The 12090-nt window shown below is 60.1% G+C and carries 13 protein-coding genes and 1 tRNA gene; 12 read left to right on the forward strand and 2 right to left on the reverse strand.

What is annotated here, in order from left to right; translation table 11 throughout:
- The first annotated feature begins 236 nt into the window (after positions 1 to 236).
- From RHIBUN_RS0101385 to RHIBUN_RS36245, 5 genes are all read left to right on the forward strand, one after another.
- Positions 237 to 1370 carry an iron-containing alcohol dehydrogenase gene (locus RHIBUN_RS0101385; RefSeq protein ID WP_025658114.1) on the forward strand — a complete coding sequence of 378 codons (1134 nt, stop codon included), beginning with the start codon at positions 237 to 239 and terminating at the stop codon, positions 1368 to 1370.
- 32 nt (positions 1371 to 1402) lie between these two features.
- Positions 1403 to 2392, forward strand: coding sequence for a 4-hydroxythreonine-4-phosphate dehydrogenase PdxA (gene pdxA, locus RHIBUN_RS0101390; protein WP_025658115.1), 990 nt, complete (start codon positions 1403 to 1405; stop codon positions 2390 to 2392).
- Positions 2393 to 2470: 78 nt separating this feature from the next.
- Positions 2471 to 3436, forward strand: coding sequence for a hydroxyacid dehydrogenase (locus RHIBUN_RS0101395; protein WP_025658116.1), 966 nt, complete (start codon positions 2471 to 2473; stop codon positions 3434 to 3436).
- Positions 3437 to 3473: 37 nt separating this feature from the next.
- Positions 3474 to 4523 (forward strand): Ldh family oxidoreductase, encoded by a 1050-nt coding sequence (locus RHIBUN_RS0101400; RefSeq protein ID WP_025658117.1) that lies wholly within the window; start codon positions 3474 to 3476, stop codon positions 4521 to 4523.
- Between the two features lie 114 nt (positions 4524 to 4637).
- Complete coding sequence (locus RHIBUN_RS36245) at positions 4638 to 4811, forward strand: hypothetical protein (protein ID WP_156932661.1); 174 nt, start codon at positions 4638 to 4640, stop codon at positions 4809 to 4811.
- Positions 4812 to 4983: 172 nt separating this feature from the next.
- Here RHIBUN_RS36245 and RHIBUN_RS0101410 read toward each other — a convergent pair.
- Positions 4984 to 5058 (reverse strand) — tRNA-Gly (locus tag RHIBUN_RS0101410).
- 253 nt (positions 5059 to 5311) lie between these two features.
- Here RHIBUN_RS0101410 and RHIBUN_RS0101415 point away from each other — a divergent pair.
- The 4 genes from RHIBUN_RS0101415 (at position 5312) to RHIBUN_RS0101430 (ending at position 7815) form a co-directional block, all read left to right on the forward strand.
- Positions 5312 to 5821, forward strand: a complete 510-nt coding sequence (locus RHIBUN_RS0101415) for a prolyl-tRNA synthetase associated domain-containing protein (RefSeq protein WP_025658118.1) — start codon at positions 5312 to 5314, stop codon at positions 5819 to 5821.
- Positions 5822 to 5874: 53 nt separating this feature from the next.
- Positions 5875 to 6840: a thioredoxin gene (trxA, locus tag RHIBUN_RS0101420; RefSeq protein ID WP_025658119.1), complete on the forward strand. Its 966-nt coding sequence runs from the start codon at positions 5875 to 5877 to the stop codon at positions 6838 to 6840.
- Positions 6841 to 6952: 112 nt separating this feature from the next.
- Positions 6953 to 7618, forward strand: a complete 666-nt coding sequence (locus RHIBUN_RS0101425) for an LON peptidase substrate-binding domain-containing protein (RefSeq protein WP_018855843.1) — start codon at positions 6953 to 6955, stop codon at positions 7616 to 7618.
- Positions 7619 to 7626: 8 nt separating this feature from the next.
- Entirely contained in the window at positions 7627 to 7815 is a 189-nt protein-coding gene (locus tag RHIBUN_RS0101430; RefSeq protein ID WP_007794429.1) for a Trm112 family protein, read from the forward strand.
- On the opposite strand, the gene RHIBUN_RS0101435 is transcribed toward RHIBUN_RS0101430, so the two are convergent.
- A complete protein-coding gene (locus RHIBUN_RS0101435) occupies positions 7816 to 9063 on the reverse strand; it encodes a ubiquinone biosynthesis hydroxylase (RefSeq protein ID WP_280949560.1) in 1248 nt (415 codons plus the stop codon).
- 53 nt (positions 9064 to 9116) lie between these two features.
- Between RHIBUN_RS0101435 and tesB the strand changes: the two genes are divergently transcribed.
- The 3 genes from tesB (at position 9117) to RHIBUN_RS0101450 (ending at position 12025) form a co-directional block, all read left to right on the forward strand.
- Positions 9117 to 10001 (forward strand): acyl-CoA thioesterase II, encoded by an 885-nt coding sequence (tesB, locus tag RHIBUN_RS0101440; RefSeq protein ID WP_018855841.1) that lies wholly within the window; start codon positions 9117 to 9119, stop codon positions 9999 to 10001.
- Positions 10002 to 10212: 211 nt separating this feature from the next.
- Positions 10213 to 10563, forward strand: a complete 351-nt coding sequence (locus RHIBUN_RS0101445) for a P-II family nitrogen regulator (RefSeq protein WP_018855840.1) — start codon at positions 10213 to 10215, stop codon at positions 10561 to 10563.
- 28 nt (positions 10564 to 10591) lie between these two features.
- Positions 10592 to 12025 carry an ammonium transporter gene (locus tag RHIBUN_RS0101450; protein WP_025658121.1) on the forward strand — a complete coding sequence of 478 codons (1434 nt, stop codon included), beginning with the start codon at positions 10592 to 10594 and terminating at the stop codon, positions 12023 to 12025.
- Positions 12026 to 12090 lie beyond the last annotated feature (65 nt).

Below are 12090 nucleotides of genomic sequence, written 5' to 3' on the forward strand. Positions count from 1 at the left end.
TCCAGTGCGGGCGCTCTCGGCGCCTGCCAAGCAACGCATCGCTTCAGTATTGTAATCAATTTCAATATGTTGGCTTGTATAATGTGTTTTCTTCCCTGCGATGATCTCGAGGAGAAACGCATTTTATTTCGACACTATCGAATGTGTCGCTTGCCAAGTACGGGATCATTGTATAACAAATTTACATCTTGTGCGACCTGATGTGTCGCTAGCACTTGCAGGGGAGGACTGGTCCAGTGGTTAGCTTGGATTCGCCTATCACAATCGTTCGGCCGCATCTGATCGAGTTCGGTGTCGGTACGGCGGGGCGGCTCGGCAAGTGGGCGAGCGAGAAGTGCTATCGCCGGACTCTCGTCATTTCCGACGCCTTCAATGCGACGCGCGTCGATGTGCTTGCGCTCAAGGGTGAAGTCACGGTGTTTGCCGATGTGACGCCCGAGCCTGACATTACCAATCTCGACAAGGTGCTGGCGGCGGCGAACGCGGCGGATGCGCAGCTTGTCGTCGGCTTCGGCGGCGGGAGCGCCATGGATCTTGCCAAGCTCGCAGCTGTTCTCGCCGGCTCATCGCAAACGCTTCATGAAGTCGTCGGACCGAACAAGGTCAACGGACCGCGCCGCGTTGCTCTGGCGCAGGTGCCGACCACATCAGGCACGGGAAGCGAGGCCGGCATCAGAGCTCTGGTCACCGACCCGAAGACGATGGCGAAGCTCGCCGTCGAAAGCATGCACATGTTGGCCGATATCGCGGTTGTCGACCCGGCGCTTACCTTCAGCGTGCCTGCGCGCACGACCGCGGCGACGGGTGTCGACGCCATGGCACACTGTGTCGAGGCATTCACCAATCGCAAGGCGCATCCGATGATTGATCTCTACGCCATCGAGGGTACGCGGTTGGTCGGAAAGTATCTCGCGCGGGCGGTCAAGGACGGATCCGACGCCGAGGCGCGTGCGGGCCTGTCGCTTGCCTCGCTGTATGGCGGCTTCTGTCTTGGCCCGGTCAATACGGCTGGCGGCCATGCACTCGCCTATCCGCTCGGTACACGCTGGCATGTCGCGCATGGCGCGGCAAACGCCCTGATCTTTCCGCATGTTCTCGCATTCAACACTCCCGCCGTGCCCGAAAAGACCCGTGCTGTCATGGACGCCCTTGGCCGCAGGACCTCCGACGAGATCGCGTCGGTGTTCCATGCCGCCTACTCGTTCTGCGCCGAACTCGGCATTGAGATGAAACTCTCCGGCCTCGGCGTTCCGGAAAGCGATCTGGATGCGATGGCCGAGGATGCCTTTGCCATCCGCCGCCTGCTCGACAATAATCCGCGCGACCTGTCGCGCGCCGATATCCGCTCGATCTACGAAGCCGCCTTCTAAGGCGCGTTTCAATTCAAAGAGGACCGTGAGTGATGGACAGAAATGCGAAAGTCGCCGTGACGCTCGGCGATCCGGCGGGCGTCGGCCCCGAGGTGATCGTCAAGGCGCTCGCCACGATGCCGGAACAGGAGCGGCGTGATTTCGTCATTGTCGGCAACACGGAAGCGCTCGAGCGCGCCAATCGCGCGGCAGCAACCGGACTTTCCTTTGCACCGGCGGATGCAGCGGGCGCCGGCAAGATTGCCGTCGATGAGGTGGATCTCGGCGCACCGTTACCGGAGATCGGCAAGGTCAGCCCTGTAGCGGGCGATGCCTCGGTTCGCTACATCAGCCGCGCGGTCGATCTTGCGATGTCGGGCGATGCCGATGTCATCGTCACCGCGCCGATCAATAAGGAAGCAATGAACCTTGCTGGCCACCATTATGATGGTCACACCGGCTTGCTGGCGCATCTCACAGGTTCGAAGAGCTCGTTCATGCTGCTCGCCTCGGAGCGGCTGAACACCATCCATGTCTCTACCCATATCTCGCTGAAGGGCGCGATCGAGCGCGCGAAGACCGAGCGCGTGCTGGCGACGATCGAGGCAGGCCACAACCACTTCATGCGCCTTGGCAAGAAGGCGCGCATTGCGGTCGCCGGCCTCAATCCGCACTGCGGCGAAAACGGTCTGTTTGGCACAGAGGATACCGAGTTCCTGGCCCCGGCCGTCGAGCTGGCGCAGGCGAAGGGGATCGATGTCGTTGGTCCGATCTCGGCGGATACGGTCTTTGCCCGTGCCTATAACGGCGCCTTCGATCTCGTCATCGCGCAGTATCACGATCAAGGCCATATCCCGATCAAGCTCATTGCGTTCGACACGGCGGTCAACGTGTCGCTCGGCTTGCCGATCGATCGCGTGTCGGTCGACCATGGGACGGCCTTCGATATTGCCGGCACGGGCAAGGCCAACCACGTGAATATGCTCTCGGCCATTGCCTATGCACGGCTGATGGCGCGGTCTCCACGCCGACGGGAGGCTTAACGCTTCGCGTGCTTGTTGCATTGTCAGCGGCGCAGCGTTGCGCCGCCTGCCGCTTTGCTCGTTGGAGGAAATGAGCGAATGGAAAAGACTGTTGTCATTCTCGGCGGTGAATTGGCGCCGGAAGGTCGCTCGCTTCTGGAAGAGGCCGGAGCAAGCGTCATTGCCACAGCGCCCTATATCGACCGGCGCGCTGTTATCGAAACAATGAAGGCCCACCGACCGGATGCCGTCATCGTGCGATTGTTGGCTGATCTTCTTGGTTCGGAGGAAATGCAGGCAGGCGGAAGGCTCCGGCACATTGCCAAGCACGGGGTCGGGACGAACGACATCGATGTGAAGGCAGCCACAGCGCTCGGCATTCCGGTGTCGATGACTACGGGCAGCAACGGGCACTCCGTTGCCGAGCATGCGCTCGCGCTGATCATGGCGCTGGTCAAGGATCTGCCGCGCCAGGACGCGCTGATCCGGGACGGTATCTGGGACAAGAACCAGTACAAGGGACGCGAGCTGCGCGGCCAGCGGCTTGGCCTCGTCGGTTTCGGCTTCATCGGCCAGACGCTGGCGAAAATGGCCGGCGCGGTCGGCATGACCGTCTCGGCCTTTGATCCACACGCGCCAGACAGCGCCTTTGGCGATGAGGTGAGCCGCGAAACAGATCTCGAGACGCTTCTTGCGAATTCCGATATCGTCAGTCTGCACTGTCCGCTGACACCTGGGACGCAAAACCTGATCGACGCCCGCCGCATCGGCCTGATGAAACAAGGTGCGTTCTTAATCAACACGGCGCGGGGCGAAGTCGTCGATGAGAAGGCATTGGTTGCTGCCCTCGAAGATGGGCACCTCGCCGGAGCCGGTCTCGACAGTTTCGCCGTCGAACCGCCGGGCATCGACAATCCCCTGTTCCAGCTTTCGAACATACTCGTCACGCCACATGTCGCGGGCGTGACCCTCGACGCGAAACGCGCCGTTTCCATTATGTCGGCCGAGAACGTGCTTGCCGCGCTCGACGGTGTGACGCTTCACCCGCGCTTTCTGGCGCGCTGACCCGACGGCCCGGTGCCGGCAAATAATGGAGTAAGCCATGGGCGAGACATCCGACATCCGCTACGCGCCGGATAGGCTGCGCCAATTTGCACGGGCGCTGTTTGCCGCTGCCGGGCTCGAGGAGGAGAAAGCGGCCGCCGTCGCCCACTATCTCCTCGAAGCCGATCTGATGGGACACACGACGCATGGTTTGGCATTGGCCGGCTGGTATCTCCAAAGTATCGCCGATGGCGTGATGAAGCGCGAAGGTCTGCCGGAGGTGGTCTCCGACCGCGGGCCGGCCATTGCGTGGCAGGGGCAGCGCCTGCCCGGTGCCTGGCTGACATCGGAGGCGGTGAAGCTTGCCTGCGAGCGTGCGGCGACCTATGGCACGGCGACGATCGCGATTGCCGACAGCCATCACATCGGTTGCCTTGCCGCATATCTCACCATCGCGACCGATCGCGGCTATATGGTCAGCATCGCGAGTTCCAGTCCATCGGGGGCGCAGGTCGCGCCCTTCGGCGGGCGAAAGGGCATCTACACGCCGAATCCCGTCGCCCATGGCATTCCGACGCCCGGCGATCCGATCCTGATCGATATCAGCGCCTCGATCACGACGGTCAACATGGCGCAGCGTCTGGTCCGCGAGGGCCGACAATATGATCATGAGTGGCTGATGGACGAGAACGGCGAGCCCAGCCGTGATCCGCGAGTGATCGAACGCGGTGGCACGCTTATGCCGGTCGGAGGGCTCGATCATGGCCAGAAGGGCTATGGCATGGCGCTTCATGTCGAAGCCTTTACCCAAGGTCTTTCAGGGCTCGGCCGCGTCGACGGGCTGAAGGGTACCAATGCTGCTGTCACCGTCCAGGTTTTCGATCCTGACGCCTTTGGCGGCCGCCATGCCTTTCTGCGGCAGACCGGCTGGCTCGCCGATGAGTGTCGCAGCAATCCGCCGCGACCCGGTGTTGCCCGCGTTCGGCTGCCCGGGGAAAACGGCCTGGCGCGCAAACGCTCTGCCCTGGCGGATGGGGTTGCCCTGCACTCCAACATCATGGCATCGCTCGCGTCCCATGCCGAGCGGCTCGGCGTCGCAATGCCCTAGCTTCGGGCCACCACTCATCTGGAACAAAAGCACGTGGAGAGTTCGATCGAGCCGTTTCGATCACCGCTCACAGCGGCTAAGTGTTTACAAAGCGTAAACAGTTGGAGGGATGAGATGAGACGTTTCGCAGCAGGTCTGACCGCGGCTCATTTGGAGCAAATGCTCGCACCCTACATCGCCGACCGGCAGGGTGAAGCGGATCGCGGCAATGCCGAGCGTGGTGACGAGCGCGAAACCGCCCCGACCAAGAAGGCCGCGGAGATTGCCTGGACATCGCCTCGCAACTAAATTCCGCTGACCATATTCGAGATCCGAGAACCGACGATTTTGGCGCGGCCGAACGTCGGTTTTTTGCTGCCCGGCGATCTTGCCAAGCCCCAGCACGCATTTCTAATGTCTTGAAAACACAAGCGATCGTCAGGCCAAAGCCTGAAAAAAGATCACCTGTTAGGAGGAAATTTGGAGCGGGCGAAGGGATTTGAACCCTCGACCCCAACCTTGGCAAGGTTGTGCTCTACCCCTGAGCTACACCCGCTCAATCCGCATCGGTCCGGGGTAGTTGTGAGGACCGTGGGCGCCACCTTGCGGCGACGGGCGCTATATCGCCCAAACGATTTTCAAATGCAACAGGGAAATGACGGAAACTCGAAGAAAAATTTGCGGGCCTCGTTCGGAGACATCGGAAGTGCCGCAAATGCAGGGCAAAGCGTCGACCGCGAGCGTTGCAAAAGATGATGGCGGGACGTAATCAGGCATGCATCCACTTTCCCGACCGCATGGATTTTCCGATGACCGACGCGACGCCGAAGACGAGAGACGACCTTTTTGCCTTTCTTGATGGCTTGGATATCAAGCACAGCACCAAAAACCATGCGCCTGTCTTTACGGTTGCCGAATCGGTCGCACTGCGTGACGAGATCCCCGGCGGCCACACGAAAAATCTCTTCGTCAAAGACAAAAAGGATCAGTTCTTCCTGCTGACGGTTGAAGAAAATGCGACTGTAGATCTGAAGACAGTGCACACGCTGATCGGCGCCGCCAGCAAGGTCTCATTCGGAAAGCCGGAAAGGCTGATGGAGTATCTTGGGGTTGCGCCCGGTTCGGTCACGGCCTTTGGGGCCATCAATGACACCGGTGGAAATGTGACGTTCGTTCTCGATGCCGATCTGATGAAGGACGAGATCATCAATTGCCACCCACTGTCCAATGATGCAACGACTTCGATTGCAAGCGGAGATCTTATTCGCTTCATGGAAGCGGCGGGACACAAGCCGCTTGTCTTGAAAGTGACGTCCTGACATACGATTTTAGCGCTAGAAAAGCCGGCTGACCGGCACGGCGGGAGATATCCATGAGCGGCAACGACAATCCTTACAGCAATTCCTTTGGCCAGATGACGGCAACGGCGAATTATGGGGCGGCCCCGGCTGCGGGCGCGGGCGGTTACATCAAGGATACGACGACCGCGAACTTCGCGAAGGATGTCATCGAGGAATCTCGCAACCAGCCGGTTCTGGTCGATTTCTGGGCACCGTGGTGTGGTCCCTGCAAACAGCTGACCCCAGTGCTGGAAAAGGTCGTCAATGAAGCGCAAGGGCGCGTCAAGCTGGTCAAGATGAACATCGATGACCATCCGTCGATCGCAGGCCAGCTTGGTATCCAGTCGATTCCGGCCGTAATCGCCTTCGTCGGCGGTCGTCCCGCCGATGGTTTCATGGGCGCTGTGCCGGAGAGCCAGATCAACCAGTTCATCGATCGGATCGCCGGTCCGGCCGGCGCCGACCAGGCGGCCGAAATCGAAGGCGTCCTCAAGGAAGCGAACGAGTTGTTGGCATTGGGCGATATCAATGGTGCCGCACAGCTTTACGGCGCCGTCATGCAGGCCGATCCCGAGAATGCGAAGGCTTTGGCGGGAATGGCCGAATGCATGATTGCCGCAAACCAGCACGAGCGTGCGCGCGAGGCGCTGACTGACCTGCCTGAGGAGATGGCGAAGGACCCGGCGATCCAGGCGGTATCGAAGAAGCTCGATCAGATCGAGGAGGCGCGCAAGCTTGGTGATCCCGTCGCTTTGGAGCAGGACCTAGCGCGAAATCCCGACGATCATGAGGCCCGCCTGAAGCTTGCCAAAATCCGCAACGTCGAGGGTCGGCGCGAAGAATCGGCAGAGCATCTGCTTTATATCATGCGCAAGGACCGCGTTTTCGACGACGATGGCGCTCGCCGGCAACTGCTGCAGTTCTTCGACGTCTGGGGCTTCAAGGATCCTGCGACGGTTTCGGCGCGGCGCAAGCTCTCGGCCATGCTATTTTCGTAATTCGGGCTTCAAGTTTCGATCGCCCGCCCTTGCGTTTTCGGGGGCGGGCCCCACATTCCCGATTGTGCGGGCGCATCCTGTCGCGCCCGCGGGTGACGCAGGACCAGTCTCTATGCAAGTGGGGAATGCACGATACTTAAAGCCCGGTGATCTGCCCGATACGATCGCTGTCTTTCCGCTTGGCGGTGCGCTTCTGTTGCCCACAGGCCAGTTACCTCTCAACATCTTCGAGCCGCGTTATCTCGCGATGTTCGACGCCGCTTTGTCGGGAAATCGACTGATCGGCATGGTCCAGCCCGCTTTGGGGGACCAGGAAGGGCAGGGCGAGGTTCTGGCCCCGGTTGGCTGCCTTGGACGCATTACATCCTTCGCCGAAACAGGGGATGGTCGCTACATTGTTTCTCTCACCGGCATCTGCCGCTTTCGCCTTCTAGAGGAGCGCGAGACCCACAATCCATTCCGGACCTTCCGCATTGCGCCGTTCATTGCCGATCTTTCGGCACGCGATGAGGAGGACGCCGTCGATCGCGCCGCGCTTCTGGCTGCTTTCAAGGCCTATCTCGATGCAAACAAGCTCGAGGCCGATTGGGAAAGCGTCGAGCGCGCCAGCAACCTGACGCTCGTCAATTCGCTGGCGATGATGTCGCCCTTCGGGCCTGCCGAGAAGCAGGCGCTTCTGGAGGCGCCCGACCTCAAGACACGAGCGGAAACGCTGATCGCGATCACCGAGATCGTGCTGGCGCGCGTGTTCGGTGACTCGGACACCGTTCTGCAGTAAAACGGTTCATGGACGAAAAACTCAGCCGCGTTGATCCGAAGCTTCTCGAACTGTTGGTATGCCCTCTGACCAAGGGCAGGCTAACTTACGACCGCGAACACAATGAACTCGTGTCGGAGAAGGCGCGCCTCGCCTATCCGATCCGTGATGGCATTCCGATCATGCTGGTCTCGGAGGCCCGTGGACTGGACGACTGACTAGATCGTCTGTCCTGCGAGCAGGCGAGGATTGTCCTTGGCTGTGGTGCCTGCCGCCTGGCCGATGAAGAACGACTTCAGGCCGGGAAGCCGATCGACGACGCCGAGGCCAAAATCGCGGGCGATGCGCAGCGGCGCCAGGTCATTCGAAAAGAGCCGATTGAGTACGTCGGTCGTGACGCCCATACGGAAGGTGTCAAAGCGACGCCATACCTGATACCGCTCGAGAATGTTGATCGAGCCGATATCAAGGCCAAGCCGATCGGCCTCGACAACGGTTTCGGCAAGGGCTGCGACATCCTTGAAGCCGAGGTTCAGGCCCTGGCCGGAAATCGGATGGATGCCATGGGCCGCATCGCCGGCGAGCGCTACACGCGGAGCGACGAATGCCCGCGCCAGCGTCAATCCGAGCGGGAAGGCGCGCTTGTCACCGACAGTCCTCAACGTGCCAAGCTTGTGACCGAAGCGGCGCTCCAGTTCCTCTTCAAAGATGAGATCGTCGGACGTGACGAGACGGTTTGCTTCCGACGTTGGCTCCGTCCAGACGAGCGAAGAGCGATTTCCTTTCAGCGGCAGGATCGCAAACGGGCCAGACGGAAGGAAATGCTCTTCCGCGCAGCCGTGATGCGGACGCTCATGCTCGACCGTTGTGACAATTCCCGACTGACCATAATCCCAGGACACGGTCTTGATGCCTGCCAGATCCCTTAAGTGTGAGCGGACGCCGTCGCAGGCGACAACAAGTCGGGCTTCCAACACGCTGCCATCCGAGGCGGTGACGGTTGCGTGCGTATCTTCCACGGAGAGACCGGTTGCGCTGAAGCCGTGGCGAATTTCGATGCCAAGACGCTCGCATGCGCCCCGCAGCGCCCGCACGAGCGTGACATTCGAAATCATGTGCGCGAAGGGCCGTCCATCCTCCACTTCGCCATCGAAGGTCAGGAAAACCGGCCGTACGGGATCTGCGGTTTTCGAATCGGTAACGATCATCTTGGTGATCGGCTGCGCCTCGGGCTCGATCTCATCCCAGATGCCGAAAACCTCGAGCATCCGGGTGGCGGCGGCGATAATCGCCGAGGCACGCATGTCCTTCTGCCAGACGCCCGCAGGTGCTGCCTCGACGACCGCGATATCGAGATGAGGTGCTGCCTGCTTGACCGCTACGGCCGCGGAAAGACCGACATAACCTGCGCCTACAACCAGCATGTCCCGCATGGAGTTTCGTTCCGTTTCTTGTGAATATCGTATTGATCTATATAGATCATCGCTGCCGCACTTCCTACCGTCCGGAGCTATACAAAATGACGCGTGACACCGAAAAACCAACTGCGATGGAGACGCTGCTTTCCACGCTGGACCTTGAACCGATCGAGGTCGACATCTTTCGTGGACGCAGCCCGCAGGTTGGTTGGCAGCGTGTTTTTGGCGGTCAGGTGATCGCACAGGCCCTGATGGCAGCACAGCGCACGGTGGCGCGCGACCGCATTGTACATTCGCTGCACGCCTATTTTATGCGCCCTGGCGATCCTTCGGTGCCGATCGTCTATCAGGTCGAGCGGATCCGCGATGGGTCGAGTTTCAATACACGCCGCGCCGTCGCCATCCAGCATGGAGAGGCGATATTCGCTCTCTCTGCCTCATTCCAGATCGAGGAGCCCGGCTTCGGCCACCAGATCCTCATGCCGGATGTTCCCGCTCCTGAGAAGCTGCTCGATGAACGGCAGATCGCAGCACAGTTTCTTGCCAACGCGCCGGCACCGATTCGCAAGTATTGGGAGCGTGAACGGCCGATCGAGATCCGGCCGATATCGCTGACTCATTATTTCTCGGATGAGAAGCTCGATCCGGTTCAGCATGTCTGGGTGCGGGCGACGGGGCCGGTTCCCGACGATCGCTATTATCAGGCGGCGATCCTGGCTTATCTTTCCGACATGACCCTGCTCGATACATCGCTTTATCCGCATGGAACGTCGATCTTCGATCAGACGATCCAGGTTGCGAGCCTCGATCACTCGATGTGGTTCCATCGGCCAACCAAACTCGACGATTGGCTTCTTTATACGCAGGACAGTCCTTCGGCTTCCGGCGCGAGGGGCCTCACTCGCGGTAGCTTGTTTACGAGGGACGGTACCCTGATTGCGTCGGTGGCGCAGGAGGGGCTGATTCGTAAAAGGGCAAATGAATAAATTGTAGGCACATTTGTTCATTTGGGTATTTTTTGAGCGATTATTGGGCAGTCATTTGCCTGTTTATTAGTGCCGCTTTATATAACCATTATATTTCAATAGGTTAGCTTCCTCGTGGGAATCTGGCACGCTCCTTGAATGTATATCCCCGGTCGCTGTTCGTGAACGTCAGCGGCAAGGAGAGTCGGCTCCGCGCCGAGGATAACGAAGGATGGGAAACCAGATGAAAATTGTGATGGCCATTATCAAGCCGTTCAAGCTGGACGAGGTGCGCGAAGCCCTCACGGCGATCGGCATCCAGGGCCTGACCGTGACCGAAGTGAAGGGCTACGGGCGCCAGAAGGGGCATACTGAGATTTATCGCGGCACCGAATATGCGGTGAGCTTCCTGCCGAAGCTCAAGATCGAAATCGCGGTTGCTTCCGAACTCGTCGACAAGGCCGTTGAGGCCATCGTGTCATCCGCCAAGACCGGCCAGATCGGCGATGGCAAGATCTTCGTTTATTCGATCGACCATGCCGTGCGCATCCGCACCGGCGAAACCGACACAGAAGCGCTGTAAGAGCGGCAGAGCAAGGGAGCCTCTTTCAATGTCAATCTCGAAATTTTCCTCCACATATGCGCGGCTTGCTGCTGCGCCTGCCGCGCTGCTCGCGCCGGTTGCCGCCTTCGCGCAGGATGCCGCCACGACCGCTGCGCCTGCTGCCGCCGCTGCTGCTCCTGCGATGACGGTCGACAAGGGTGACAACACGTGGATGCTCATCTCCACCGTGCTTGTCCTGCTGATGACAATTCCGGGCCTCGCCCTGTTCTACGGTGGCCTCGTCCGCGCCAAGAACATGCTTTCCGTTCTCATGCAGGTCTTCATGATCACGGCCGTGGTCATGATCATCTGGGTTACCTACGGCTATTCGCTGGCCTTTACGGACGGCGGTTCGCTCAACAGCTTCGTCGGCGGCTTCTCGAAGGCATTCCTTGCAGGCGTCGACACGACCACCCTGTCAGAGACCTTTACGAAGGGCGTTGCAATTCCCGAGCTGACCTTCGTTTGCTTCCAGATGACCTTCGCCTGCATCACGCCAGCCCTGATCGTCGGCGCCTTTGCCGAGCGCATCAAGTTCTCGGCCGTCATGCTGTTCGTGGTTCTGTGGGTCACTTTCGTCTACTTCCCGATGGCACACATGGTCTGGTTCTGGGGTGGCCCAAGCTCCTACACCTCGCCGTCTGGCCTGATCTTCTCCTACGGAGCGCTCGACTTCGCCGGCGGCACGGTCGTCCACATCAATGCCGGTATTGCCGGTCTGATCGGCGCCATCATGCTCGGCAAGCGCACGGGCTATAAGAAGGAAATCATGGCACCGCACTCCATGACCCTCACGATGGTCGGTGCTTCGCTTCTGTGGGTCGGCTGGTTCGGCTTCAATGCCGGATCGAACCTCGAAGCAAATGCCTACGCCTCGCTCGCGATGATCAACACCTTTGTCGCAACGGCTGCTGCCGCTGTGTCCTGGTGCCTCGTTGAAAACTTCACCCGCGGCAAGGCTTCAATGCTCGGTGCAGCTTCGGGCGCTGTCGCTGGTCTCGTTGCCGTTACCCCGGCAGCTGGCTTCGCCGGCCCAATGGGTTCGATCGTTCTCGGCCTCATCGTCTCGCCGGTCTGCTACTTCTTCGTTGACGTCGTGAAGAACAAGTTCAACTACGACGACTCGCTTGATGTCTTCGGCGTCCACTGCATCGGTGGTATCCTTGGCGCCATCGGCACCGGTATCCTGGTCAACCCGGCACTCGGCGGGGCAGGCATTGTCGACTACTCGACGGCCGATTTCGCCGCCGGCTATCCGGGCACGGCGACGCAGGTCTTCGCTCAGCTGAAGGGCGTCCTGACAACGATCGCATGGTCGGGTATCGGTTCCCTGATCCTCTACAAGATTGTTGATGTCGTCATCGGTCTGCGCGTCTCTGTTGAAGCCGAGCGCGAAGGTCTCGACCTTTCGACTCACGGCGAGGCCGCTTACCACGCGTAATCAAGGCATTGCGGCGCTCGCGCAAGCCGGCGCCGCTGAACAGCCCGTCGCGGCCTATTCATCCG

The organism is Rhizobium sp. IBUN (assembly GCF_000510625.1).
GTDB lineage: Bacteria > Pseudomonadota > Alphaproteobacteria > Rhizobiales > Rhizobiaceae > Rhizobium > Rhizobium altiplani.